The sequence below is a fragment of the Ruegeria sp. AL11 genome (assembly GCF_056540865.1).
The window spans coordinates 231,357-255,064 of sequence record NZ_JBQFXO010000006.1; the positions used below are offsets into that span (position 1 = coordinate 231,357).

Here is a 23,708-nt window from a genome sequence, read left to right on the forward strand (position 1 = left end):
CTGTCAAAGCCTCATATCAATGCCACGACCCGAGAGATTTCGGGGAATGATCGGAGTGTTTGGCGCGTCCGGTTCATTCGAATAGGAAGGTCCATAGTCGCTTGCCTTCGGGTTTGCAGTATCATCCTGCGCATCGTCTGATGTGCTTAGGTCAAACGAGATGTCGCCATATCCAAGGTTTTGGAATTCAGCCTCCAAGACGGCGAGATGTCGGCGTATCAGGTCCAGTGTTTCGGGGCGCTCGGCGGCTATGGTCAGAACCATCCCATCCTCGCGACCGTTGAGCGTGATGGAGACCCGCCCCAGTTCCTCGGGGCTGAGCGCGATCTCGATCGTACCGGAACCCGCCCGAACCTGAATCGCCGCCGCCATCTGCCCGGCGATGGCTCGGGTGATCTCAGCCTTGGCAGCCTGTGAGGCTGGCTGCGCAACCGAAGCCGTGTCGCGGACGTTTTGAAACAGCGGTTCTTCGCGCGTGGCAATCACACCATCCGTTTCAGGAATCACTGCGGCGGTTTCGGCATCTGCGTTCCGAACTGACGCCATCACCTGCATCTGCGCGAGAGTCGGTGTGGGTCTGGGAGATTGAGGCGCAGTTGGAGCCGCATTTATCTGGGGCGCAACCGTTGTTTCAGCGGGTAGCGCCGAAGCGGAAGGTTGCGCACGCTCAGCTATAACAGGCTGCCCAGCAATCGGCTTTGCAGGCAAGACCTGACCGTCCGAGGCCTTGGCCGAATCCTGTTGGACCGTGTTGGGTTGTGGCTGAACAGGTGAACTGCGCGTGTTTTCGACTTCGGGCCTTTGCGGTGCGGCATTCGAAACCTGTTGCATTGCGCACGGGTCGGTTTTCGGCGCCTCTGTACGCTCGAGATTCGATGGAATAGGCGCAGTTTCAGACCCTTGCGTTACCTGCGTCGCGCTCTGCACGGGCAGTACGACCAAGTCCCCAAACACGTGTTCCTCAGGAGCGTCAGGCTGGGTTGACAGAGGGTCAGCAAGAACCTTTTCTAGGGCAGGATCCTCCGGCACGACGTCCTGCTCAACGGCGGTTTCATCCTCGGCTACAACCTCAGATTCAGGCTTCGGCGTCTCTTCCTTCAGAACATCCTGAAAGCGCGTAGACGTCTCCGATGTGGTTTCGCGTGTCCCCGGTTTCGTGGCCGCAGTTTGCGTTGGTGTCATCAGCGTAAGAGGGTTGGGCATTTTGCTCCGGCTCCGTAGTGGTTGACCGTCAAACTGCCCAAAGGAGGTTACGTTTATTTTAACCGCTTTCGTCTTTGATCAAGAAAGTTCGATGCAATTTTCGGAGAAGCCGATGAATATCCCTCCCCTCCAGTCGATGCCGCCGCCCTCAACCCAAGACCGCCTGCAAGCCGCTGCAGTCGAGCTCGAGGCGGCGTTTCTGGCCGAAATGCTGAAATCCGCAGGCTTGGGAAAAGCACGCGATTCGTTCGGTGGCGGTGCAGGTGAGGACCAGTTCTCGTCCTTTCTTTTGCAGCATCAGGCCCGGCAAATGGCGCAATCCGGCGGAGTTGGCCTGTCTGAACTTCTGTTCCAATCCTTGATGGAGAATTCCGATGACACATGAGCCCAACCTTCTGGTCAAATCACTGGAGGAGGTCCTCGATCTTGAGCGCGCCGCGCTTGTGGACGGTGATCTTGAGCGTCTCAATCATATGGTCCCTGAAAAAGAGAAACTGATCGGCGCGATCAACGATCTTCAGGTGCTGAGCAGCGATGATCTGATTCGCGTCCATCAAAAGGTGGAGCGCAATCAGACGTTGCTTAATAGCGCGGCCGAGGGAATTCGCGCGGTGGCCAGCCGGATGGCAGAGCTGCGCAGCGTCCGGCAGGAATTCAGCACCTATGGGGCCGACGGGCAACGCAATGGTTTTACCGTAAGGGCTCAGGCAAAGCTGGAAAAACGCGCATAGGGGCAGAGTTGATTCAAATCTGAAATTTCGAGTTGGGCCGCTTTAGCACTCCGTTAGGGGATCGAGGTCAAAGGTGGTGCTGCACCTGAAACAGCGGGTGGCGCGATGGGTCGGACGGCGCATCGCACAGGTCAGAAAGACACCAAAGCCCGCTTGTCTAGCGGGGTGATCTTGGGCGCTGAAGCCCTAACGCAAAAGGATGGAATTATGTCCAGTATTCTGACAAACAACGGCGCGATGGTTGCGCTGCAGACCCTGAAATCGGTCAACAAAAACCTCGAGATGACTCAGAACGCAATCTCGACCGGCAAGGATGTCGCTACAGCAAAAGACAACTCGGCCGTCTGGGCGATTTCCAAAGTGATGGAATCGGACGTCAAAGGTTTCAACGCGATCAAAGACAGCCTTTCGCTGGGTGAATCGACGGTCGCTGTTGCGCGAAACGCGTCTGAAACTGTCACCGACCTTCTGACCCAGATGAAGGAAAAGATCGTCGCCGCGCAGGAAGACAACGTGGATCGTGGCAAGATCAACGATGATGTGACTGCGCTGAAGAACCAGATCACTTCGGTTGTGGGTGCTGCCCAATTCAATGGGTTGAACCTTGTTGATGGTTCGGCTGGTTCAGCATCCATCCTAGCCTCTTTGGATCGGGACAACACCGGTGCTGTGACGGCTTCTTCCATCACGGTGGCGGGTCAGAACCTGTCGACTGGTGGCTATACCTCAGCGGCGGTATTCGACGGCTCGACCGGCTCGTCGACAGCCAATGACCGCGTCGGTGCCACCATTGCCGCTGGTGCTACATCGGCAACCGCATTGGTGACCGATGAGTCCAGTGGTGCTTTCGCGGCGGGCGATAAAGTGGTTGTCGCTATTGATGATCAGGTTGTGTCCTACACCGTGTCTGCGGCAGATGCGGCAGCCACCACAACCGGTGACCTTGTTGCCGTTGGTTTGAAAGCCAAGATCGAAGAATTAGGCATAACCGGTCTGACCGTTGACTACGACTCGGGCACGGCGGGCACTCTGTCTGTTACGAATGGCACGGGTTCAGACGTTTCGTTCTCTGCTCAGTACGTGAACGCAGGCTCGGGTGGTCTGGGAGCGCTGACTGGCATTGACGTGTCGACCGGTCCGGGAGCAACCGCCGCGCTGGCAGCCGTTGAATCGCTGATCGACACCTCGATCGACGCTTCGGCCGCTTTCGGTTCGGCCCAGGGTCGGATCGAGACCCAGAAAGAGTTTATTTCGAACCTGACAGACTCGTTTAAATCGGGCATCGGCTCGTTGGTAGACGCCAATATGGAAGAAACCTCGGCCCGGTTGCAGGCGCTACAGGTGCAGCAGCAGCTAGCCACCCAGTCGCTGTCGATTGCCAACCAGGCACCGCAGTCGATCCTGTCTTTGTTCCGTTAAATTCGGAACCTGGCCGGGGAGTGAACACCGCGCCCCGGCGCTGACTGCCTCAAGACGGCCTATTGGAAGGATTTCAAGTGACACCGCAAAGTTACGCTCAACGCGCCTATGCGCAATCTGCCGCTCCGACCCGCACGCCGCGGGACACGGAGTATGAGGCGATCTCGAAGATCACGCATCGGCTCAAGGCAGCAGCGGCCCGGAAGGCAACCGATTTTTCTGGATTTGTTCAGGCATTGCATGAAAATCGGCGGTTGTGGACCGTGCTGGCGACCGGCGTGGCGGACTCAGACAACTCGCTTCCGAAAGACCTGCGCGCGCGGATTTTCTACCTGGCCGAGTTTACGGAGCAGCACAGCGCACAGGTTTTGGGGAACACTGCGACGGTAGAACCTTTGCTGGAGATCAACATGGCGGTTTTGCGCGGTCTGCGACACATGAGGGCCGCCGGATGAGTGGCCTGGTCCTGAAACTTGCCCCGAAAGAGAGGGTGTTGATCAATGGTGTAGTGATCGAAAATGGAGACCGCCGCAGCCGGTTTTCGATCATGACACCGCAAGCCAACGTTTTGCGTCTGCGCGATGCGATCCACCCGGACGAAGTCACAACACCTGTGCGCCGCGTTTGCTATGCTGCTCAATTGGTATTGTCTGGAGATATGGAGCCTGATCAGGCGCGCCAGCAATTGCTGCGAAGGGTCGAGGAACTGAGCCAGGTGTTCACGGATTCAGACAGTCGCCGTGTCCTGAGCGAAGCGACTGAAGCGCTGGTGGCCGAGCAATACTATAAATGTCTCAAATCTCTCCGCTCTTTGCTGCCACGGGAAGAGCGGCTGATGGCGTACCAACAATGACGTTCCAGCCTGTCATACCCTCTGGAGGCATTGTCGGCTGGCGTTTTTTGCAGCGGACCTATGACGCACAGCTGGAGAGCTTTACGAACTCCAGCGTCAACCAGAGGGACAGGCTGTATTTTCTGGAAAACATAAGCAAGGTTCAATCCGCCGAAGACCTTGTGTCGGATCGTCGGTTGCTACAGGTTGCTTTGGGCGCTTTCGGGTTGGAAGAGGACATCAACAATCGGTTCTTCATCCAAAAGATATTGGAGGATGGAACCAAAACCGATGATGCCCTGTCCAACCGATTGTCCGACAAGCGGTATCGCGAGTTTTCTCAAGCCTTCGGTTTTGGCCCCGGAGAGGTGCACAAGACCGGCCTTATCACGAATATGGAGCAGATCGCCAAAGACAATCTGGTGTCCCGTTTCGAAGTTTCCGTGGGTGAGACGAATGAGGCAATGCGGATTTCCCTCTACGCGCAACATGCGCTTGGTGAACTGGCTGCCGGTGACAGCAGCGCGGACACAAAATGGTTCGACTTGATGGGCTTGCCACCCTTGCGTAGCATAATGGAGACTGCGCTTGGCCTGCCATCCTCGTTTTCGCAGCTCGATCTGGACAGGCAGCTTGAGGTGTTCAAGGACCGTTTGTCGGGCTTAACCGGATCGGATGATCTGGCCCAATTCACAGAGCCTGAAGCTATTCAGAAACTGACGGATACGTATCTGGCTCGCAGTCAGATCGCGCAGTTGCAAAGCACAATATCACCGGCGCAGACCGCTTTGATTTTGTTGGGTGCGGGCTAGAGTTGGTGCTTTATGCACCAATCGTCAGGGTGGTGGAATGGGACCCAATCTAGCCTACGCATCATATGGTCGAACCAAATCAAACGCAGCGAGCTTGATAAGTCGCCGAGGTTAAGCTGGACCACCGACCTCAACATCAGCCGCCGTTCGCAGGGCAAAACAAGTGACCGGCTGGGACACGTTGCGCAGTTTGATATCACCAAGTGGGATTGCATTGCAGCATGCGGGCTCAATGTCTTGCGAGACAACAATACGGTAACCGGTTGATTTGCTATGCTCACCCAGACGCGCAGCGACGTTGGCGGCTTGCCCGATAACGGTGAAATCCAGCCGTTCGCGCGAGCCGACATTGCCATAGGTCACCCGGCCAAAGGACACGCCGATCGAGCAGTCGCAGTGGATATCAGGATCCGCTGAACGCAGTTCGGCGAGTTTTTCAACAATTTCTGTAGCCGCCTGTTGGGCATTCGCGCGGGCCTGCGCAGATTCCTCACCTGCTGGGAAAACGGCCAGAACGGCGTCGCCAATGAATTTCAGAACCTCACCCCCGTTTTCATCCACGATACCCGAGACCGTCTCAAAGAACTCGTTAAGCAGATTGATATAGGCATCCCGGTCAAGGCTCTCCTCCAGGCTGGTCGAGTTTCGCAGATCGCAGAACATGATGGCCGCATCAATCTCATCCCCGTCTCCGCGTCGGATCTCTCCGCCCAGCACGCGCGCGCCTGAGCGTTTGCCAACATAGGTTTCCAGCAGAACCTGTGCGTTTTCGCGCTGCATGAACACCTCGTAAAAGCGGGCGATCACGGCCGAGCATTCGAACACCAGACCAAGATTCTCGGTCGTGAACCCATCGGGATGATCGCAGCTGAGCGTCAGCACGTTTGTTCGACCGTCCGAGAACGGTAGCGGCATGGCGACATAGTCTGTGGCCCCTTTGGCGCGCAGATCTTCAATGATGGGAAAGCTGTTATGCGGGTTCTCGTCGTTCACCCTTTGGCGCACGCCGCCCAACCCGTTCGAGACATGGCGCAACGGGCTGTTGATGAACGCAGGGTGGTCGTAGATTTCATAGGTGGGCGCGCGGGTCAGGATCTCATCCTCGCCCTTCTCCCAAATAAAGTGTTTACCCGCGATCAAGGGGTGCAAGGACCATGCCAGAATGCTGAGGCGCTGGATCGCTATCCCGTGTTCCAGCATCTTTTCAGCCAACGCCTTGGTGAACGCTTCGGGTGTATCCGACAGGGACGCCCCACGCATCAGCCAGTCAATCAGCGGGCCGCTGATATTGGTGTCTTCGGTGTCACGCAATTTGTTCTTGCCCAGGTCGATATCCGTATAGGCACTGGGCATGAACCCAATATGTCCCCGAATTGCAGCGCTCTCTGGCAGGGCGTCGTCATAAGCCCATACCGAATTGGCCAGGCGATCTCCGGGCAGGTTGATATCGTGATAGGTCGCGGTTCCTTTGAAGGGGCAAAAGGTTTGCAGGCCGGTTTCACCGCTCAGGTCGACGCAAACATCCGAACGAGGGACGTAGATCGTCGGCGGCAGCCGGGTTTCATACATCACCTTGGCATTCCGACTTTCGGCCAACAGGATGCCATCGCGAAAAATCGCGACCCTGTCGGACAGATGTTCTACCGAGATATCATAGCCGTTGGATTTTGGTGTGGTGTGGACGTTCATCGCCATCCCTCCCTTGCCCGGGGTCTCTATAGAATGGGCGTTTTGGTCGAGCATTCCAAGAGGGGCGCGGATTCTAAACCATCTGGATGACGTCTTTTTCGATCGAAAGCATATAGCCCTTCTTGGCGATATTCTTGACCAGCAACTCACTGACCATCTGATTGCCCAAGGCGTCGCGCAGCCGTTTGATGCGGGTGGCGCCTGCGGCCTCGTCACAATCGGCTGCATCGCGCCCCGATATCGTCGCCTCGATCTGAGCGCCTGACAGGACCTCATCATCCAAACGGGATTCCGCCAGCACCGAGAGGGTCTCCATGGCCGCTGGGGTCAATTTGAAGTCCATGTTGTTCAGGTAGACGGTGTTTTCCTCGCGGCTGATCAGCAGCGATGTCACCTGGATGCCGGTGCGTTCGATCTGTGCCATGCGCCGGTTCAGCAGCGCAAGCATCACCAGAAACACAAGGGCTGAGATCATCATCGCGCAGGCAAAGACCAGCAGTACATAGATCACCATGCGGTAGCTGGACAGCGTATCGGCAAAGGCCGTTCCCGATTGGGCCAGAATCTCAAGCAACCGGATTTCGGTTTGTGAGGTCAGATCCGCCTCAACAAATAACCGTTCGACGCGAGCGTTGAAGGCATTGGCATCGGGCAGTGTCCAGAACAGGAACAGCGCGGCGGTGATTAGGATCACGACAATGGCGGCAATGCCCAGACCGACAAGGCGCACGCCCGAGCGTCGCGCCTCAGAAACGGAGATAGAATTTTCCGGCATTGGCCTTCCTTTGATCTAACCCTTCCGGCCCAAAAACGGACTGGACATTCAGCAGGGTCCACCCTGAACCGCTGAGGCGCTGGGCGACTTCACTCGTTGCCTGTCCCTTGTCGCAGGACGAAACCTGCATCACGCCATAGTGCAGGCGCAGCGGGTTGTCCTGTTTGGCCTTGTAATCGGCATAACATTCCGCAGCCAACGCCACCGGGGCCACCGATATCAGCGCAGCTGCGACCAGAGAAGAGAAGATCTGTTTCATAAGCTGCATCCTGCGCATGGCTTGGGCTGATATTCAATGACCAAAGGGGTTTGCGGCGCCTGATATCCAATAACACGGGGCCGATATTGCTTGTCTGAGGGGGGTGGACCCAGTGTTGAGGCATCAAAGACGCGGTCCATCACGGGGTCGCCAAAAATCTCGGAAAGGACAGGCATCATGCACAAGAAATTCATCGCTCTGATCATCGCGACGGCTATGGCGATTACCGGCGTGTCGGCCTCAAAGGCGCGTGCTGCGGACACTGGGGATATCCTCGGGGGGTTGGCCGCGATCGCGATCATTGGCGCAGGTGTGCACTACTATAACAAGGAAAAGCGCAAGGATCGTGAGAAAGCCGCGCGGCAATACAACCATGTGCAAACTGCGCCTCAGGTCAAGTATCCCAAGGTGAAGCCTTTGCCCAGACACGTGGCACGCTATGACCTTCCACAACGCTGCCTGCGCCAGCATGACAATTACGGGCCGCGTCCGCTGCTGGGAACAAAGTGCCTCAACAAGCACTACAAACATTCCAAAAGCCTGCCGCAAGAGTGCAAGGTCGGTTTCTGGAATGGCAACAAGGTTAAGCGGGCGTATGAACCTGCATGCCTGCGTCATCACGGATACCGCGTCGTTTACAAGTAACACGGTCGAGCAGGAGCGGTGCGAAACAGCACCGCGCTGAGAGAGGGTGGCGCAAGCTGCCCTCTCTTTTTTTGTTGCGGCGGCTGTGAAAACGCGGTTTTCCGAAGGGATGATAAAACCGACTTTTGAACTTGAACAGGGGCTGCACGCGCGGGGCTATGTCCGGGTTGCAGGCGTGGATGAGGTCGGGCGCGGCCCGTTGGCCGGACCTGTGGTTGCCGCCGCCGTGATCCTGAATCCAGACGATATTCCCGAGGGGCTGAACGATTCCAAGAAGCTCTCGCTCAAGCGACGCACAGCGTTGGAGGCAGAGTTGCGGGACCGGGCCGAGATCGCCGTGGCCGAGGCCTCGGTCGCCGAGATTGATGAGCTCAATATCCTGCGCGCTTCGCATCTGGCCATGGTGCGCGCGGTGCAGGCACTGGATCCGGCACCCGATTACCTTCTAATCGACGGGAACATGATTCCAAACGGGCTGCAGATCCCGTCCGAGGCTGTGATCAAGGGGGATGGCAAATCCGTGTCGATTGCGGCGGCTTCGATCATCGCGAAAAACTGGCGCGATCAGCTGATGGTGGATTTAGCGCAACAGCATCCCGGCTACGGCTGGGAGGCAAACGCCGGATATCCGACAAAACAGCACCGCGAGGCGCTGCAAAATCTTGGCGTGACCCCACATCATAGGCGTTCGTTCAAGACGGTACACAATATCTTGTATCAAGAGTAAATCGTAAGTCTCTGATTCAAAAAAGAAATTGACGGCGAATCGTCTTTGACTCATCCTTGTCTCAACCAAATGAGCGCAAAAGCGCCGTGGATACTTGAGGCAGTGATATGACAACGACCACCAAAAAGGGCGCAAAAGCGCTCCCTTTAAACACGATTCTATCTGGCGACTGCATCGATGTGATGAACAGTCTGCCCGAGGCGTCGGTTGATCTGATCTTTGCGGATCCGCCCTATAATTTGCAGCTGAAAGGCCAGTTGCATCGCCCCGACAACAGCCAGGTGGATGCGGTTGACGATCACTGGGATCAATTCTCAAGCTTTGGGGCCTATGACCAATTCACCCGCGATTGGCTCAAAGCGGCGCACCGGTTGCTCAAGCCGAACGGCGCGATCTGGGTGATCGGCTCGTACCACAACATCTTCCGCGTAGGCTCAGCCCTGCAGGACGCGGGATACTGGATTTTGAACGACGTCGTATGGCGCAAGTCGAACCCGATGCCGAATTTCCGCGGCAAGCGTTTCACCAACGCGCATGAGACGATGATCTGGGCCTCGAAGCGCGAAGGCGCGAAATACACGTTCAACTATGAAGCTCTGAAAGCGCTGAACGAAGGGGTGCAGATGCGCAGTGACTGGGTTCTGCCGATCTGCACAGGGCACGAGCGCCTCAAGGACGAAAACGGCGACAAGGCGCATCCGACACAGAAGCCCGAGTCTCTGCTGCACCGCGTTTTGATTGGCTCGACCAATCCGGGTGATGTGATCCTCGATCCGTTCTTTGGCACAGGCACAACAGGGGCCGTCGCCAAGATGCTGGGCCGTGAGTTCATCGGCATCGAGCGCGAAGAAAGCTATCGTAAGGTGGCCGAGAAGCGGATCTCGAAGGTGCGCAAGTTCGACCGCGAAGCACTGGAGGTCAGTGCCAGCAAACGCGCCGAGCCGCGTGTTCCTTTCGGCCAATTGGTTGAACGTGGGATGCTGCGCCCAGGCGAAGAGCTGTATTCGATGAACCAGCGTCACAAGGCCAAGGTTCGCGCGGATGGCACGCTGGTTGGCGACAACGTCAAAGGCTCGATCCATCAGGTTGGCGCACATCTTGAGAATGCCCCTTCCTGCAACGGTTGGACCTATTGGTGCTTCAAGCGCGATGGCAAAACGGTGCCGATCGACGTTCTGCGCCAGCAGATCCGGGCCGAGATGCACAACTGAAATCACGAAAACCGCCGGTGCCTGTGGCCTGACACAAGGCACTACGCCTTGCCCCGCCGTTCTCGGCGGGGTCTTTTGTTTTCCAGTCAGAGGTGATTGCATGGGCGCGTCGCCAGCACTGCCTCAGAGGTTCCTGTCATGAGCGAGATAACTGCCAGCCCATCCAGACTGGAACGGTTCGCCGTTACGCAGCCGGATGCTGTGGATCTGGACAACAAATACACCGAAGCAGCAATGCAACGGCACAAGCAAGAGGGTCTGGAACTGGCCGTCCGCGCACGGTGGATTGCTATGGCCTTGACCGGCGTTCTACTGATCTTTCTGAACCCGCAATGGGAGGTTCTGTGGTATCATTTCATCCTGCTTCTCATCTGCGCGAATGGCTGGTTGATCCGGCGCGCAGGGCGGGTTGGGCAATCACGGACCGAGCTGTTGCTGATCTTTGTCGATCTGCTGATCATGACGCTGGGGATGATCGTTCCGAACCCGTTCAGCGATGATGTGCGGCCGCTGGCCATGCAGTACCGGTTCGACAATTTTCAATATTTCTTCATTATTCTGGCCGCAGGCACGCTGGCCTATTCGTGGCGCACGGTTGTCGCGATTGGCTCTTGGACGGCACTGATTTGGACGGCGGGTTGGATCATCGCCTGGTGGGTGGCTACGCCGATACCGGGGATCAGCCAAAAGGTGGCGGCGGCTCTGCAGGGCTATCCGGACGTCGCAGAGCTGTTGGACCCCAACAGTTTTGACATCCCGCAGCGCATTCAGCAGGTGATCGTGTTCGTCATGGTCGCTGTGACGCTTGGCGTGTCGATGCGACGGCTAAATCGCTTGTTGATGAGCAATGCGGGGCTGGAGCGGGAACGGGCGAATCTGTCGCGTTACTTCTCGCCCAATGTCGTCGATGAGCTCAGCCAGAATGACGAGCCGCTAAAGCAGGTGCGCAAGGCGGATATCGCGGTGCTGTTTATCGACATTGTGGGCTTTACGAAATTTGCGGCCGGACGGGACCCCTATGAGGTGATTGAGGTGTTGCGCGGGTTTCATGCTCGGATGGAGGCCGAGGTTTTCCGCCACCATGGCACGTTGGACAAATATCTGGGTGACGGGCTGATGGCGACGTTTGGCACTCCGGTCGCAACGCCTTTGGACGCAAGCAATGCGCTGGGCTGCGCGCGCGCGATGGTTGGCGTCATCGACGATTGGAACCAGGAACGGCTTCATGCGCGAGAGCATGATATCCACGTCGGGATCGGCGTGCATTTTGGTTCGGTCGTTCTGGGGGATATCGGGGCCAACCGGTTGGAATTTGCTGTGATTGGAGATGCGGTGAATGTCTCGGCCAAGCTGGAGGCGATGACCCGTGATTTTAACGCCCGGATCGTGGTCAGTGATGCGTTGCGGGAGCAGGCGTTGCGCGAGAATCCGAATGGTGGAGCGTTGATGGATGGGTTCCAGCAACGCCAGGGTCAGACCGTTCGCGGTGTAGAAACCCCTATGGATATCTGGGTGTTGTGAACGGCTCCCGCCTGTTTGGGCAGCATCAACGATGCGGACCCTCCAGTTGGGCCGGGCAGCGCGCGGTGCGCGCTGCGGTCACGCCCTTGGGCCGGGGTTCAGTGCTTTGTTGTAGGGGTGCCAGTCGGTGATCTCGGGGTAGTAGTGCCGCCGCCAGGCGCGGACGCGCGGGTTCATAACGCGGCGCCACAGCGGCGGGAACATCGCGGCGAGGGTCATGACCGGGTAGCCGTAGGGCAGTTGCGGTGCGTCCTCTTGCGCGTGGTTTTGCAACAACGGGAAGCGACGGTTGGGTTTGTAGTGGTGGTCCGAGTGTCGCTGCAGGTTGATCAGCAGCCAGTTCGACGCTTTTTGCGAGGCGTTCCATGAATGCCTGGGCAGAACGTGTTCGTATTTGCCCTCACCCAAGTGTTTTCGCGTCAGCCCGTAGTGTTCCACGTAGTTGACCAGCTCTAACTGCCAGATCGCGACGCCCGCTTGCAGCAGGAACAGGACGAGGCCGGGCCAACCTCCGATCAGGGCGGCGAGGGTTAGCATGCCGGTTTGCAGTGCCCAGTAGCGCCAGAACGGGTTCGAGCGGTCAGTCCACGGACGATCCTTGCGGGTCAGCTTGTCCCGCTCGGCCCGGAAGGCCGAGATCAGGCATTCCCAAAGGACGCGAGGGTAGAAGCGGTGGAAACCTTCGTTGTAGCGCGCCGTCACTGGGTCGCTAGGGGTGCCGACATGACGGTGATGGACCAGCAGATGCTCGGACCGGAAATGAGAATAGAGGACCATCGCGAGAAGGAGATCGCCCAGCCATCGTTCGGACCGGGATTTCTGGTGCATCAGCTCATGGCTGTAGTTGATCCCGATCGTGCCTGAAATGACCCCCATACCGAAGAACAGCCCGATTTTCGACCAGCTCGACAGGTGTTCGCTATGGGTCGCGTACCAGATCAGGCCAAACAGCGTGAGGAATTGGACAGGTGCCCAGAGCTTGGTCAGCATGATATACCAATGCAGCGCGTCATCGGGGGTTTCAGGGTCGGCGTTCTGCAGGTTGAGGCCGGTCAGGCGGTCCAGAACCGCAAAGGCCCACCATGTGGAGAGGGGGATCAGCAAAACCCACCAGCCCCCTGCAAAGGCCGTGGCCCAGATCAGCGGGATCAGCAAGAAGGACACCCAATAGGGTAGGGCAGCTTGCCAGCGCGAGAGGGTTTGAGTCGCGATCATCCATGATGCTCCGAATAGGCAGATGCACCCTAGCCGGACGGACCGGGCTTGCCCAGCGGGCTTATTGACCCCGCCACATGTCGTAGGCTTTGCGCATCACTGTCGGCAAGTCGCTTGGCTTGAAGTCATGCTTGGGCAATAGGGTCAGCCCGTCGGGTTCGGTGCCCTCGGGCAGCGGTGCGGTCCAGATTCGCAGCACCAGATGGAAATGCGTGAACGTATGGCGCACTTCGCCGTTCAGCGCGCGCCATTCTGCCGAAAACGGTGGGGCCTCGGGCGGGGTCTCGGACCAGTCCGAGCCGGGCCAGCCCAACATACCACCCAGAAGACCCTTGTCGGGGCGGCGTTCCAGCAGGAACGCTCCGTTTGGGTCTTGCGCAATGTAGACATGGCCGAATCGCGTGGGTTTCGGCTTTTTGGGCGTCTTCTTTGGCAGTTCCGGCTGCGTGCCAGCAGAGCGGGCAAGGCAGGGGGTCTGCACGGGGCAGATTCCACAGGCCGGGGATTTGGGTGTGCAGATTGTGGCGCCCAGATCCATTACGGCCTGCGCGTAGTCCCCGGGGCGCCGCTCGGGTGTCAGAGCGGCCGCTTTCTCCTTCAGAACAGGTTTTGATCCGGGCAACGGGTCGTGAATATCGTAGAGCCGTGCCATCACCCTCTCGACATTGCCATCTAGCACGGTTTCGGGCTGGTCAAACGCAATGGCCGAGATCGCGGCGGCGGTGTAGGGGCCGATCCCTGGCAGGTCCAACAGCGCGTCATAGGTGTCGGGGAACTGTCCGTCGTACTCCTCTGCCACTACACGTGCGCACTTCAGCAGGTTGCGGGCGCGGGCATAGTAGCCGAGGCCCGCCCATTCCCCCATGACCTGATCATCAGGGGCTGCGGCCAGCGACTGCACTGTGGGCCAGCGCGTTGTAAAGCGGGTGAAATAGTCCCGCACGGCAGCGACGGTCGTCTGTTGCAGCATGACCTCGGACAACCAGACCCGGTAAGGGTCCGGCGCCACGCCTGCGGCGCGGTCGGCTGGGCCAACACGCCACGGCATCTCACGCGCGTGGCGGTCATACCAGTCGAGCAATTCAGCGCTCAGGTTAAATTCGGGGCTGTCACGCAAGTTTTATCTGTCTCACTGTCGGGTTTCGCTGGCGCCTGCTGGCCTGCCTATTACAATAGCGGTGCAGGAGTTGGAAACCAGATGCAGCGCAGACGTTCTTCGACCCGCGGGTTCAAACGCACCGCGACATTGCTGAACGATCAGATCAGGCGCGCCGGCGAAAGCCGGGGCTTTGCCGTTGCGCGCCTTCTGACCCACTGGGCCGAGATCGTGGGCCAGGACACTGCCGCCATCGCAAGACCCGTGAATGTGGGCTATGGCAGGAACGGGATGGGGGCGACCCTGACCGTGCTGACAACAGGGCCGCAGGCCCCCATGCTGGAAATGCAGAAAGAACAACTGCGCGGAAAGGTGAACGCCGTCTACGGCTACAATGCGATCAGCCGAGTGCGCATCACCCAGACCGCTCCGACCGGATTTGCCGAGGGGCAGGCCAGTTTCGGGCATAAGCCGAAGCAAGCGAAACCAGAGATCAAACCTGAAATCATGGCCGAAGCGGGCAGGGTCTCGCAGGATGTCCATGATGAAGATTTGCGTGCGGCCCTTGAACGTTTGGGCCGCAACGTTTTATCCAAGCAGAAACGCTGAGAAAGGGCTGAGAATGAGCCGTATTGCAACCGTAATCTGTGCGGCTGTCGCAGTGGCCGCTGGTGGCTATTGGATGACAGCTTCGAACACGTCTTCCGTCAATCCTCTGGTCGGCAGCGCCATCGCGCAAGAGGCCAATCTGGACACCTCCACGATCATCGAGATGGTGCAAGGGGCCGAGGATGCGCCGGTCGAGATCATCGAATATGCCTCTTACACCTGTCCGCATTGCGCCACCTTCCATCAGGGGGCGTATAAGCAGCTGAAGAAGGACTTCATCGACACCGGCAAGGTCAAGTTCATCTATCGTGAGGTCTACTTTGACCGCTACGGCCTGTGGGCGTCGATGGTTGCGCGCTGCGCAGGGCCTGAGAAGTTTTTTGGCATTACCGATCTGATCTATCAGGGCCAGTCCGAATGGACCCAAGCAGGTGGTCCAACCGAGATCGTGGACGAGCTGCGCAAGATCGGCCGTCTGGCGGGTATCGACAATGACCAACTTGAGGCCTGCCTGCAGGACGGCACGCGCGCCCAGACTCTGGTGGCGTGGTATCAGGAAAACGCTGAGCGCGATGATGTGACGGGCACTCCGTCCTTTGTTGTGAACGGCAAGAAGGTTTCGAACCAGTCCTATGAGGATTTCAAGAAGCTGATCGAAGACGAATTGGGCAGCTAATTGCTCTTTGGTCGGCCTGTTCTCGGGCCGACCATTTCCGTCACTTAGGAGATGGGGCCGCTTTCAGGATCATCTCTTTGACCTGCTCGGGGTCGTTCACTTGCAGCCGGACGGGCAGGGTGACGACCTTGTTGCGGAAAGCTTGCGGCAGGCGCACTGCGTCTTTTTCCGTTGTAACCATCTGAGCGCCAAGCAGGCGCGCCTCGTTTTCAAGCCGGGTCATCAGCGCCGAGGTCAGTGGTTGATGATCGTCGAGCGCCTCGGCACGCAAGAGCTCGGCCCCTTGCTGGCGCAGGGTCTGAAAGAATTTCTCAGGGTGGCCGATCCCGGCAAAAGCCAGAACCCGCGATCCAGCCCAGTCCATGCCGGTTTGCAACGGCGCGACAACGCCCGTTGCATGGGGCACCGTTAGCTTGTGACCCCATTGTGCCGCGAAGTGCTCTTGCGCTTGCGTATCGCCCAATGACAGAACCAGATCGGCGCGTTTCAGGCCGACCTCTACGGGTTCGCGCAGAGGACCGGCGGGCAGGCACAGGCCGTTGCCGAATCCACGCTGGGCATCCACCACAATGATCGAGAAATCCTTAGCGACCGCGGGATTTTGAAAGCCATCATCCAGAACAATCACGCTTGCGCCCGCCTCGGCCGCGGCGCGCGCACCCGCGGCACGGTCCTTGGAGACCCAAACCTCGGCGAACATGGCCAGCAGAAGCGGCTCATCCCCGACCTGCGCGGCGCTGTGTTTGGTGGGGTCAACCCGAACAGGGCCTTCCAGCGACCCGCCATGGCCGCGCGTGACGACATGCGGCTCGTGCCAGGCATTGCGCAGCTGTTCCAGCACCCAGATCACCGTAGGGGTCTTGCCGGTTCCGCCAGCATTCAGGTTGCCGATGCAAATCACTGGCACACCCGGCTGCAGTCCAGAATTAGAGCCGACCCGTCGCGCAGTGGCCGCCGCATAAAGCCGCCCCAATGGGCTGAGCAGTCGGGCACGCAGCGCCGGGCGCGCGGGGTCCGAGTTCCAAAAGTCAGGGGCGCGCATTGTGGTTACTCCGCTGGTCCAGAAGGTCCTGCAGCATGTCGACTAACAGCTCGGCCTGAGGTGCCCCTTCGGTGATCGCCTGCCATCCCGCCAGCGCCATCCCCGCCGCGCGATCCGGGGCCAGAAGGGCGACGACCGCATCTCCAAGCTCGGTCGCGGTTTTGACCGGATGGGCGGCACCGGCCTCGGCAAGGCGAGCATAAACCGACTGATAGATATCGATATGAGGGCCATAGATAACCGCCGATCCCAGTGCGACAGCATCCAGCGGGTCCTGCCCGCCCGCGCCGCGTTCCAGCGAGCTAGCCATGAAGGACACCGGTGAAACGCGTTGCCAAAGGCCAAGATCTTCGGGCTCAGAGCTGACAATCACCTGCGTCGTGTCCTCGATAGGGCCGCCGTCATCCCAACTGGAACAGCGCAGATCCATGGTTTCAAGCCGCCGCTGCAGCGGCGCGGCCTCGGCCCGATCCGCCACGTGCAAGATCAGCGCCAATCGCGGCAGAATGCGCAGCGCTTGCCGATGGGCACTGAGGACCGAGATGAACTCTTTCGCCTGAACCCGCGCGGCCAGCCAGACCGGACGTCCGGCGAGGGCGTGGTTGGTCTCGATCAATTCGTCCTCGGGCCAGGGGTGCGGGTTCGGACTGAACTGCAGTGGGGGCGCCTTGCGCACTTTGGAGGAAGCAACCCCCATCCGCCGGATCTGGCGGGCCGTTTCGTCGGTGGTGGTGAGGATATGCTCGAAGCAATCGAACGTATATCTGCTGATATCCGGCAGCCACCGCGCATTGCGGGACAAGACGACGTCCAACTGCGCCTCGATCAGAAGCATCGGGATTTTGCGCTCTTCCGCGCGGGTAATGATGCTGGGCATCAATCCCCCTCCGACCCAAAGACCCAGATCGGGGTGCCAATGGTCCAGAAAGGCCCGCGCCGCCCCGGTTTGTTCGGCGGGTAGGTTGACCATGGGAAAGGGGCTTCCGGTCCAGCGGCTCAGGTCGATCTCTGGCGGGGTGCTCAGCAGAATCGACAGGCCGGGTCGGGCCTGTTGCAGTCTGAGGCAAAAGTCACTGATCGCACGCAAGCGGTCGCGTGTTGCGATGTGAACCCAGACAAGCTCTCCGTCCGGGCGGGGCTGATCTGGTCGGATGTTTTGCTGTGCACCCCCCCACGACAGGACCCGGTAGGCCGCAAGACTCAGAGATCGCGGTTTGCTCATGGGGCGATGCCAGGGCCGTTCGGATCAAGCCGGGACGAAAGCTGGTTGTGGATGTCCTGCGCCGCGGCCAGAACGCCGTTTAGCCGAGGCTGCGCGTTGTTGAACCGAAGGGGCTGGCCTGCGCGGTCGGTACAGATCCCTCCGGCCTCGCGAATGATCAGGTCGCCCGCCGCGATATCCCATTCCCAACTGGGTCGTAGGGTCAACATGCCGTCAAAACGCCCCTCACCGACCAGGGCCATGCGATAGGCCAGCGACGGGCGATAGGCACGGTCAAACTCCGGCACCTCGCCATCGCGCCAGTGTTGGCTGTTCATGTTGGGTTTGGCGGCAAGAATTGTGGCAGCCCCAAGCGCCGAAGCCTCCGAGGCGCGGATTGGCGCACCATTCAGGGTGGCGCCCTGACCTTTCGCCGCCGCATAGAACAGGTCGCGCAGGGGCAGGTAGATCACGGCGGCGGTGACTTCTCCGTACTCAGTGACGGCCAGCGAATGTGCCCAGGTGCGCGAGCCTTCGGCAAAGCTGCGGGTACCGTCAATCGGGTCGATGATGAAGGCGCGGTCCCGCGACAGGCGGTCCGGGCTATCCTCGGTCTCTTCGCTGAGCCAGCCATAGTCGGGCCGCGCTGTGGGCAGCATATGTTCCAGCATTTCGTTGACGGCCAGATCGGCCTCGGTAACCGGCCCGGCGCCGTCGGGCTTGTCCCAACGCTGCGCCTGCGCCCCTGAGAAACGGGTCGCGATCTCTCCGGCCTTGCGTGCGGCGTCAATCAGCAGTGGCAGGTCAGTTGCCGGCAAGGGTCATCCCTTCGATCAGCACCGAGGGCACAACGCGCGACAGATAATTGCGCGCGTCATTGGCCGGGATGATCCGTTTCAGCATGTCGCGCAGGTTGCCCGCGATGGTGCATTCATTGACTGGATGCGTAATTTCACCATTCTCGACCCAAAACCCAGAGGCCCCGCGCGAGTAATCCCCCGTATTGGGGTTGATCGTCGATCCGATCATCGAGGTGACCAGCAACCCGGTACCCATATCGCGCATCAGATCCGCGCGGCTTTGGGTGCCTTGGGTCAGGCTGAGGTTCCAGTTGCTGGGCGAGGGCGGCCCAGAGACACCGCGCGCTGCATTGCCGGTTGAGGTCATGCCAAGCTTACGTGCGCTGGCCAGATCCAGCGTCCAGCCGGTCAGCACTCCGTTCTCGACAATCGCCCGGCGGCGCGTTGCCAGCCCTTCGGCGTCAAATGGGCGCGAGCCTGAGATACGTGGGCGGTGCGGGTCTTCGACCAGCGACAGATGTTCCGGCAATACCTGTTCGCCCAAACAATCCTGCAGCCACGACGCCCCACGCGCGATCGCTGCGCCGTTGCTGGCGGCGAGTAAGTGCCCGATCAACGATGATGAAATCCGCTCGTCAAACAGTACCGGAAAACTGCCCGTTGCGGGCTGGCGCGCGCCAACCTGTTCGACCGCGCGTTCCCCGGCCTTGCGTCCGATCTCCTCGGCGTCCCGCAGGTCGGCTTGGAAGGTGCGGCTGTCGCCGTCATAGTCCCGCTCCATTCCGGTGCCTTCGCCCGAAATCGCAACGCAGGATGTTGATCGGCTACTGCGCGCATACCCGCCCGAGAAGCCGTTGGTGGCAGCCAGATGCACCCGATGTGTGCCATAGCCCGCCGCCGCATCCGAGACTTGCGATACGCCGGAAACAGCCAGAGCTGCGGCCTCAGCCGACAGCGCATCTTGCATCAGCGCTTCGGCAGAGGGTTCGGGGGAGGGATCAAAGAGCTCAAGCGCGTCGAGATCCCAGCTGTTGGTCAATTCCTCGCTGGCCGCCAGACCGGTAAAAGGATCTTCGGGCGCTTCGCGCGCCATGGCGACGGCCCGTTCGGCCATGGCCGTCAGCGTTTCGGGACGGCTGTCAGAGCTTGAAACAATGGCCTGTTGCTTTCCCAGAAACACCCGAAGCCCCAGATCGGTGCCTTCTGAGCGTTCCGCATGTTCCAGCGCGCCGCCACGTACCTCGACCGATACGGAAGATCCGTCGATCACGATGGCATCTGCCGCCTCTGCCCCGGCGAGGCGTGCGGCGTCAAGCAATTGCTGGCTGATTTCTTCTGGTGTGCGGGTCATGCGGCCTCCGGATGTGTTGCCAAGGACCTAGCCTTGCACCGCGCCTCTCGCAAGACCCTGACGGTATTGTGTGGGAGGGCCGATCACTAGCGGCCCTCTCTAATATCATTACTTAATGCGCTGACCATTGGCCTTAATCTGACCGTCTTCAGTGAATTCGATTGTCGAATTCAGCGTGTCGGGTTCATCACCCGGAACAGCCATCATGCCCATCATCATACGCGCACCCAAGGCGTCGTTGTCGGACATCAGGCCCATGCCGATCAGTTTGTCGATCAGTGCGTTGGCCCCAACCAATTTCAGGTTCGCAACGCCAGTCGGAATGGGCATGCCGAATTCGTCGAGATTCTCGTTGTCCAACGTAAAATCACCGTCCCCGGTCAAGCGCGCGCCAACCATCGAGACCAGCAATTCGTTGATTTTCAGCGAATGCAGCTCGGCTGGGACTTCTGCTTCTTCTTCAAGGGCTGCAGCCTGCTCAGGATCGAAGATGTTCAACAGAACTTTCGCCGTGCCGGTCGTGTCCAGCGCAATGGTGGCCGGATCGCGCGGCAGGTTGCCTGCCGGGTCGAAAATGCTCCAGAGGACATCTGACATGGTGAAATCGGTCAGGTTCAGGCCGAAGGCGAAGGGCGCGGCTTCCTCCGATTCTTGCACTGGGATGTCCAGGTTCAGACCCGCCTTAGCCATCGCGATCTCGATGGGAAAGGGCAGGTCACCGGTCGTCACTGCCAGTTTCGCGTCATTCTGTTCAAGGTCATAGGCCACACGCTCGCCATCTACGCTGGCCTCAAGTCGGCCACCTTGGGACGAGCTTGCCATGGTGAATTGCTCACCTTCGCTGACGCCGCTGATGTCTGTCTTGCCCGAGCCATAGGCGACCATGCCGGAAAAGGCGAAGCCTGCGTCATACAATGCCTGCGGATCAGCCAGATCGAACCCAGAGGGCAGGACACTGTCGCCGCTGGATGTCAGGCCGTTCAGTACCCCGTCAATCAACCCCGATTCCCCGGTTTCAGGGTCTTTGAAGCTAAACTTATAGGCCATTTGGTCGGCGTCGAGCGTCTGCGTGATCTCGCGATTGTCGCCGATCAGCATGCGCGATGTGCCAGCCATACCTGTAAATTCGATACCACCTTCCAGCGCATCTTCGGGAATTGGCTCGTCTCCGCCCTCGATCGAATCCAACACAATCCCGAGGGCTGCCGCCGTGTAGTCATAAGTCATGTCGGAAGGATCACCTGACACAACCATTTCCAGATCTGTCTGGCTGTAGGTCAGGTTTGCTGTGAACTTTTCATCTTCGACACCGCCCGAAATGACCATCGGAAAGCTACCGGGGAAGCCGACGTTGACGGTGCCATCGCCGTTTTCGGTCAACGTGACCTCGGGCATGGTCATCTGGAACTGGCCGTCCTCTTCAGGGAAGTCCATGGACAGGGTCATGTCGTTGATGGTCATGACATCGCCAGCGCTGCTGGGTTCGCCCTCGACCGTGTAACCTACGGACCGGAAATACTCTTGCCAGTCGTTCCAGACGTCATTTGCAGTCAGGTCGGCATATGCACCTTGAGTTGCGACGGCATAGGCCAGAACGGCGCCACAGCTGCGGCGGATGAAAACAGACATAAGGTAACCCTTCTTGATCAATTTGCGCGCATGGTCGGGCTTGTGGCAGGCATCGTCAAGGGGGCAAGGGCTGGACCCTTTCCCCGTTTCCGCGTTACGCCTGTAGCCAAAGGTCAGCCCAAGACGTGAGGAGCGTTAAATGCAGGGAAAAACAGTACTCATAACAGGGGCCAGCCGTGGAATCGGTGCCGAGGCCGCGCGCGTGTTTGCCGCAGCAGGGGCGAATGTCGCGTTGGTGGCCCGTAGTCATGATCAGATTGACGCGCTTGCGGCCGCTTTGGGAGACAATGCGATGGCGCTGGCCTGTGACGTCAGCGATTTCGCGCAGGTCGAACAAGCGGTGGCCGATTGCGTCGCGCGTTTCGGCGGTTTGGACGTTCTGATCGGCAATGCCGGAGTGATCGAGCCGATCTTTCACCTATCGAACGCTGATGTCAGTGCGTGGAGCCAGGCCATAGACATCAACCTCAAGGGTGTTTTCTACGGTATGCGGGCCGCTCTGCCGGTGATGCGGGCCGCAGGTGGAGGGACGGTTCTGACCGTTTCGTCAGGCGCTGCCTCGAACCCGGTTGAGGCATGGAGCCACTATTGCGCCTCGAAAGCCGGTGCGAAGATGCTGACGGAATGCCTGCATCTGGAAGAGGCTCATAATGGCATCCGCGCCATGGGCCTGTCACCGGGCACAGTGGCAACTGACATGCAGCGTGTCATCAAGGCCAGCGGCATCAACCCTGTCAGCCAGCTAGACTGGGATGTTCACATCCCGGCGGATTGGCCCGCAAAGGCACTGCTGTGGATGTGTTCTTCGGACGCCGACGAATATTTGGGGGCCGAGATTTCCCTGCGCCAAGACGATATTCGCCAAAGGATCGGCCTGACGTGATTGAACTGACTAAGGAAGACGGATTGTGGACCGTCACGATCAACAATCCGGGCAAGGCCAACGCACTGACCGGCGCGATGCTGACCGAGTTGGCCGAAATTTCCGAGGCCGCAACCGAGGCGCGCGCCCTGATCCTGACCGGCGCTGGCAACGTCTTCAGCGCCGGTGCTGATCTGGAGGAAGCCCGCGCGGGGCTTGCGACCTCGGACGTCTGGGAGCGGTTGTCGGGTGCAATCGCGGCGCTGCCCTGCCTGACCGTTGCGGCACTGAACGGGACGCTGGCGGGAGGTGCAAACGGCATGGCCTTGGCCTGCGACCTGCGAATCGCGGTGTCTTCGGCCAAGTTCTTCTATCCGGTGATGAAGCTGGGCTTTCTGCCGCAACCCTCCGACCCCAAGCGCATGGCCTCATTGATTGGTCCGGCGCGCACCAAGCTGATTCTGATGTCAGGCCAGAAGATCTCAGCTGAGGAGGCGTATGCGTTCGGTCTGGTGGATCGCATCGTCTCGCCGGACGAGCTAATGCCGACGGCACGCGAGCTAGTTGCCGATAGCCTCGCGGCCAAGCCAGAAATCGCAGCGGGGATTGCAGAGCTTTGTCGCTGAGGTTGTCCGCAGTCAGGCTGCGCGTTGCTGATCCGGCTCGTCTGGCCGGGTTCTATCGGGATGTTTTGGGTATGTCGGTGCAGGAAATCGGCGAATCCTGGCGTGTGGGATACGCCGGCGAAGATGCTGATCTGCTGCTGCTACCGGGGGGTACGGGGTATTCCCACAATCAGGGGCATCGCTATTGGAAGATCGGGATCACTCTGCCCGATGTCGATCTGGCCGCCGAGGCGCTGCGGGCCAAAGGCTATGCTGTCAGCGAACCGCGTCAGTTCCTCGATATCGGGTATATGGCGCATCTCAGCGACCCTGAAGGCTTTGTGATCGAGCTTTTGCAGCATGATTTTGAAGGCAACCGCCCGGAAAATGCCGCCGACCCCGCGGCCCCGTTTGCAGGGGCACGAGTGGGTCAGATCACCTTACGCACAGGAGATATCTCCGCCGAGGATGCGTTTTGTCGCGCTCAGGGTATGGAGCTTCTGTCGATGCAGGACGTAGCGGCCTATGGGTTTGACCTGCATTTTTATGCCTTCACGCTTGAGGCTCCGCCCGATCCTGACCTTTGGGCGGTTGAGAATCGCGAATGGCTCTGGAAACGACCCTACACAACGCTCGAGTTCCAGCATGTGCAAGACGCCCAATTCGCGCCTGTTCCCGACTATCAGGGGATCGAAGTCGAGGGGCTACCCGCCGCGCTTTCGGATGCGTTTGGCGATCCGGTTCTGCCCGGCTAAAGCGTTTTGCGTTTTAATTGAGGTGAGATCATCGAAATCCGCG

26 protein-coding genes are annotated in these 23,708 nt (G+C 59.3%); 15 read left to right on the top strand and 11 right to left on the bottom strand.

Annotation, left to right across the window (positions count from 1 at the left end; genetic code table 11):
- Positions 1 to 3: 3 nt before the first annotated feature.
- The gene (locus ACR0IP_RS11835; protein ID WP_480525704.1) at positions 4 to 1,203 is read right to left on the bottom strand and encodes a flagellar hook-length control protein FliK; all 1,200 of its coding nucleotides are present in this window, start codon (positions 1,201 to 1,203) and stop codon (positions 4 to 6) included.
- Positions 1,204 to 1,315: 112 nt separating this feature from the next.
- On the opposite strand from ACR0IP_RS11835, the gene ACR0IP_RS11840 reads away from it, so the two are divergent.
- From ACR0IP_RS11840 to ACR0IP_RS11865, 6 genes are all read left to right on the top strand, one after another.
- Complete coding sequence (locus ACR0IP_RS11840) at positions 1,316 to 1,588, top strand: rod-binding protein (RefSeq protein ID WP_170375641.1); 273 nt, start codon at positions 1,316 to 1,318, stop codon at positions 1,586 to 1,588.
- On the top strand, positions 1,578 to 1,934 hold the full coding sequence (locus tag ACR0IP_RS11845) for a flagellar biosynthesis protein FlgN (protein ID WP_170375640.1): 357 nt from the start codon (positions 1,578 to 1,580) through the stop codon (positions 1,932 to 1,934). The genes ACR0IP_RS11840 and ACR0IP_RS11845 overlap by 11 nt, the downstream gene beginning before the upstream one ends.
- A gap of 207 nt (positions 1,935 to 2,141) precedes the next feature.
- The gene (locus tag ACR0IP_RS11850) at positions 2,142 to 3,353 is read left to right on the top strand and encodes a flagellin (protein ID WP_170375639.1); all 1,212 of its coding nucleotides are present in this window, start codon (positions 2,142 to 2,144) and stop codon (positions 3,351 to 3,353) included.
- 77 nt (positions 3,354 to 3,430) lie between these two features.
- The gene (flaF, locus tag ACR0IP_RS11855; RefSeq protein ID WP_170483159.1) at positions 3,431 to 3,808 is read left to right on the top strand and encodes a flagellar biosynthesis regulator FlaF; all 378 of its coding nucleotides are present in this window, start codon (positions 3,431 to 3,433) and stop codon (positions 3,806 to 3,808) included.
- Positions 3,805 to 4,206, top strand: coding sequence for a flagellar biosynthesis repressor FlbT (gene flbT, locus ACR0IP_RS11860; RefSeq protein WP_170375637.1), 402 nt, complete (start codon positions 3,805 to 3,807; stop codon positions 4,204 to 4,206). Before flaF ends, flbT begins: the two co-directional genes overlap by 4 nt.
- Positions 4,203 to 4,997 carry a DUF1217 domain-containing protein gene (locus ACR0IP_RS11865; RefSeq protein ID WP_480525707.1) on the top strand — a complete coding sequence of 265 codons (795 nt, stop codon included), beginning with the start codon at positions 4,203 to 4,205 and terminating at the stop codon, positions 4,995 to 4,997. The genes flbT and ACR0IP_RS11865 overlap by 4 nt, the downstream gene beginning before the upstream one ends.
- Positions 4,998 to 5,108: 111 nt before the next feature.
- On the opposite strand, the gene ACR0IP_RS11870 is transcribed toward ACR0IP_RS11865, so the two are convergent.
- The 3 genes from ACR0IP_RS11870 to ACR0IP_RS11880 form a co-directional block, all read right to left on the bottom strand.
- On the bottom strand, positions 5,109 to 6,686 hold the full coding sequence (locus ACR0IP_RS11870) for a DUF427 domain-containing protein (protein ID WP_480525709.1): 1,578 nt from the start codon (positions 6,684 to 6,686) through the stop codon (positions 5,109 to 5,111).
- Between the two features lie 73 nt (positions 6,687 to 6,759).
- Positions 6,760 to 7,461 (bottom strand): winged helix-turn-helix domain-containing protein, encoded by a 702-nt coding sequence (locus tag ACR0IP_RS11875; protein WP_170460025.1) that lies wholly within the window; start codon positions 7,459 to 7,461, stop codon positions 6,760 to 6,762.
- Positions 7,433 to 7,720, bottom strand: coding sequence for a hypothetical protein (locus ACR0IP_RS11880; protein WP_170375633.1), 288 nt, complete (start codon positions 7,718 to 7,720; stop codon positions 7,433 to 7,435). The genes ACR0IP_RS11875 and ACR0IP_RS11880 overlap by 29 nt, the downstream gene beginning before the upstream one ends.
- Positions 7,721 to 7,897: 177 nt before the next feature.
- Between ACR0IP_RS11880 and ACR0IP_RS11885 the strand changes: the two genes are divergently transcribed.
- The 4 genes from ACR0IP_RS11885 to ACR0IP_RS11900 all read left to right on the top strand — a co-directional run bounded on the left by ACR0IP_RS11885 (position 7,898) and on the right by ACR0IP_RS11900 (position 11,824).
- Positions 7,898 to 8,365, top strand: coding sequence for a hypothetical protein (locus ACR0IP_RS11885; protein ID WP_170375632.1), 468 nt, complete (start codon positions 7,898 to 7,900; stop codon positions 8,363 to 8,365).
- Between the two features lie 109 nt (positions 8,366 to 8,474).
- Complete coding sequence (locus ACR0IP_RS11890) at positions 8,475 to 9,092, top strand: ribonuclease HII (protein WP_480525711.1); 618 nt, start codon at positions 8,475 to 8,477, stop codon at positions 9,090 to 9,092.
- 107 nt (positions 9,093 to 9,199) lie between these two features.
- Positions 9,200 to 10,303 carry a site-specific DNA-methyltransferase gene (locus ACR0IP_RS11895; protein WP_170552302.1) on the top strand — a complete coding sequence of 368 codons (1,104 nt, stop codon included), beginning with the start codon at positions 9,200 to 9,202 and terminating at the stop codon, positions 10,301 to 10,303.
- A gap of 138 nt (positions 10,304 to 10,441) precedes the next feature.
- Entirely contained in the window at positions 10,442 to 11,824 is a 1,383-nt protein-coding gene (locus ACR0IP_RS11900; protein WP_480525714.1) for an adenylate/guanylate cyclase domain-containing protein, read from the top strand.
- 78 nt (positions 11,825 to 11,902) lie between these two features.
- On the opposite strand, the gene ACR0IP_RS11905 is transcribed toward ACR0IP_RS11900, so the two are convergent.
- Positions 11,903 to 13,039 (bottom strand): alkane 1-monooxygenase, encoded by a 1,137-nt coding sequence (locus ACR0IP_RS11905; RefSeq protein ID WP_480525716.1) that lies wholly within the window; start codon positions 13,037 to 13,039, stop codon positions 11,903 to 11,905.
- A 61-nt stretch (positions 13,040 to 13,100) separates the two neighbouring features.
- Positions 13,101 to 14,156 (bottom strand): A/G-specific adenine glycosylase, encoded by a 1,056-nt coding sequence (mutY, locus tag ACR0IP_RS11910; RefSeq protein ID WP_480525718.1) that lies wholly within the window; start codon positions 14,154 to 14,156, stop codon positions 13,101 to 13,103.
- An 81-nt stretch (positions 14,157 to 14,237) separates the two neighbouring features.
- Between mutY and ACR0IP_RS11915 the strand changes: the two genes are divergently transcribed.
- Both ACR0IP_RS11915 and ACR0IP_RS11920 read left to right on the top strand, forming a co-directional pair.
- Complete coding sequence (locus ACR0IP_RS11915) at positions 14,238 to 14,744, top strand: DUF721 domain-containing protein (RefSeq protein WP_480525720.1); 507 nt, start codon at positions 14,238 to 14,240, stop codon at positions 14,742 to 14,744.
- A 13-nt stretch (positions 14,745 to 14,757) separates the two neighbouring features.
- The gene (locus tag ACR0IP_RS11920) at positions 14,758 to 15,420 is read left to right on the top strand and encodes a DsbA family protein (protein ID WP_170552315.1); all 663 of its coding nucleotides are present in this window, start codon (positions 14,758 to 14,760) and stop codon (positions 15,418 to 15,420) included.
- 40 nt (positions 15,421 to 15,460) lie between these two features.
- On the opposite strand, the gene lpxK is transcribed toward ACR0IP_RS11920, so the two are convergent.
- From lpxK to ACR0IP_RS11945, 5 genes are all read right to left on the bottom strand, one after another.
- Positions 15,461 to 16,462, bottom strand: coding sequence for a tetraacyldisaccharide 4'-kinase (gene lpxK / locus ACR0IP_RS11925; RefSeq protein WP_170471430.1), 1,002 nt, complete (start codon positions 16,460 to 16,462; stop codon positions 15,461 to 15,463).
- Complete coding sequence (locus ACR0IP_RS11930) at positions 16,449 to 17,684, bottom strand: 3-deoxy-D-manno-octulosonic acid transferase (protein ID WP_419738420.1); 1,236 nt, start codon at positions 17,682 to 17,684, stop codon at positions 16,449 to 16,451. The genes lpxK and ACR0IP_RS11930 overlap by 14 nt, the downstream gene beginning before the upstream one ends.
- Positions 17,681 to 18,481, bottom strand: coding sequence for an inositol monophosphatase family protein (locus tag ACR0IP_RS11935; RefSeq protein ID WP_480525723.1), 801 nt, complete (start codon positions 18,479 to 18,481; stop codon positions 17,681 to 17,683). The genes ACR0IP_RS11930 and ACR0IP_RS11935 overlap by 4 nt, the downstream gene beginning before the upstream one ends.
- Positions 18,468 to 19,814 (bottom strand): TldD/PmbA family protein, encoded by a 1,347-nt coding sequence (locus tag ACR0IP_RS11940; RefSeq protein ID WP_170375612.1) that lies wholly within the window; start codon positions 19,812 to 19,814, stop codon positions 18,468 to 18,470. The genes ACR0IP_RS11935 and ACR0IP_RS11940 overlap by 14 nt, the downstream gene beginning before the upstream one ends.
- 108 nt (positions 19,815 to 19,922) lie before the next feature.
- Complete coding sequence (locus ACR0IP_RS11945; protein ID WP_480525725.1) at positions 19,923 to 21,443, bottom strand: DUF2125 domain-containing protein; 1,521 nt, start codon at positions 21,441 to 21,443, stop codon at positions 19,923 to 19,925.
- Positions 21,444 to 21,582: 139 nt separating this feature from the next.
- Here ACR0IP_RS11945 and ACR0IP_RS11950 point away from each other — a divergent pair, with 139 nt between their 5' ends.
- Genes ACR0IP_RS11950 through ACR0IP_RS11960 form a run of 3 tightly spaced genes read left to right on the top strand, consistent with a single transcriptional unit; the run spans position 21,583 to position 23,665 of the window.
- Positions 21,583 to 22,326 (top strand): SDR family oxidoreductase, encoded by a 744-nt coding sequence (locus ACR0IP_RS11950; protein ID WP_170375609.1) that lies wholly within the window; start codon positions 21,583 to 21,585, stop codon positions 22,324 to 22,326.
- Positions 22,323 to 22,931, top strand: a complete 609-nt coding sequence (locus ACR0IP_RS11955; protein WP_480525727.1) for an enoyl-CoA hydratase/isomerase family protein — start codon at positions 22,323 to 22,325, stop codon at positions 22,929 to 22,931. Before ACR0IP_RS11950 ends, ACR0IP_RS11955 begins: the two co-directional genes overlap by 4 nt.
- The gene (locus ACR0IP_RS11960; RefSeq protein WP_480525728.1) at positions 22,922 to 23,665 is read left to right on the top strand and encodes a VOC family protein; all 744 of its coding nucleotides are present in this window, start codon (positions 22,922 to 22,924) and stop codon (positions 23,663 to 23,665) included. Before ACR0IP_RS11955 ends, ACR0IP_RS11960 begins: the two co-directional genes overlap by 10 nt.
- The last annotated feature ends 43 nt before the right edge of the window (positions 23,666 to 23,708 follow it).

Bases quoted from the DNA above. Each gene is read 5' to 3' on its own strand.
- ACR0IP_RS11835 (WP_480525704.1), bottom strand. From the start codon at position 1,203: ATGCCCAACCCTCTTACGCTGATGACACCAACGCAAACTGCGGCCACG.
- ACR0IP_RS11840 (WP_170375641.1), top strand. From the start codon at position 1,316: ATGAATATCCCTCCCCTCCAGTCGATGCCGCCGCCCTCAACCCAAGAC.
- ACR0IP_RS11845 (WP_170375640.1), top strand. From the start codon at position 1,578: ATGACACATGAGCCCAACCTTCTGGTCAAATCACTGGAGGAGGTCCTC.
- ACR0IP_RS11850 (WP_170375639.1), top strand. From the start codon at position 2,142: ATGTCCAGTATTCTGACAAACAACGGCGCGATGGTTGCGCTGCAGACC.
- flbT (WP_170375637.1), top strand. From the start codon at position 3,805: ATGAGTGGCCTGGTCCTGAAACTTGCCCCGAAAGAGAGGGTGTTGATC.
- ACR0IP_RS11865 (WP_480525707.1), top strand. From the start codon at position 4,203: ATGACGTTCCAGCCTGTCATACCCTCTGGAGGCATTGTCGGCTGGCGT.
- ACR0IP_RS11870 (WP_480525709.1), bottom strand. From the start codon at position 6,686: ATGAACGTCCACACCACACCAAAATCCAACGGCTATGATATCTCGGTA.
- ACR0IP_RS11875 (WP_170460025.1), bottom strand. From the start codon at position 7,461: ATGCCGGAAAATTCTATCTCCGTTTCTGAGGCGCGACGCTCGGGCGTG.
- ACR0IP_RS11880 (WP_170375633.1), bottom strand. From the start codon at position 7,720: ATGAAACAGATCTTCTCTTCTCTGGTCGCAGCTGCGCTGATATCGGTG.
- ACR0IP_RS11885 (WP_170375632.1), top strand. From the start codon at position 7,898: ATGCACAAGAAATTCATCGCTCTGATCATCGCGACGGCTATGGCGATT.
- ACR0IP_RS11890 (WP_480525711.1), top strand. From the start codon at position 8,475: ATGATAAAACCGACTTTTGAACTTGAACAGGGGCTGCACGCGCGGGGC.
- ACR0IP_RS11895 (WP_170552302.1), top strand. From the start codon at position 9,200: ATGACAACGACCACCAAAAAGGGCGCAAAAGCGCTCCCTTTAAACACG.
- ACR0IP_RS11900 (WP_480525714.1), top strand. From the start codon at position 10,442: ATGAGCGAGATAACTGCCAGCCCATCCAGACTGGAACGGTTCGCCGTT.
- ACR0IP_RS11905 (WP_480525716.1), bottom strand. From the start codon at position 13,039: ATGATCGCGACTCAAACCCTCTCGCGCTGGCAAGCTGCCCTACCCTAT.
- ACR0IP_RS11915 (WP_480525720.1), top strand. From the start codon at position 14,238: ATGCAGCGCAGACGTTCTTCGACCCGCGGGTTCAAACGCACCGCGACA.
- ACR0IP_RS11920 (WP_170552315.1), top strand. From the start codon at position 14,758: ATGAGCCGTATTGCAACCGTAATCTGTGCGGCTGTCGCAGTGGCCGCT.
- lpxK (WP_170471430.1), bottom strand. From the start codon at position 16,462: ATGCGCGCCCCTGACTTTTGGAACTCGGACCCCGCGCGCCCGGCGCTG.
- ACR0IP_RS11930 (WP_419738420.1), bottom strand. From the start codon at position 17,684: ATGAGCAAACCGCGATCTCTGAGTCTTGCGGCCTACCGGGTCCTGTCG.
- ACR0IP_RS11940 (WP_170375612.1), bottom strand. From the start codon at position 19,814: ATGACCCGCACACCAGAAGAAATCAGCCAGCAATTGCTTGACGCCGCA.
- ACR0IP_RS11945 (WP_480525725.1), bottom strand. From the start codon at position 21,443: ATGTCTGTTTTCATCCGCCGCAGCTGTGGCGCCGTTCTGGCCTATGCC.
- ACR0IP_RS11950 (WP_170375609.1), top strand. From the start codon at position 21,583: ATGCAGGGAAAAACAGTACTCATAACAGGGGCCAGCCGTGGAATCGGT.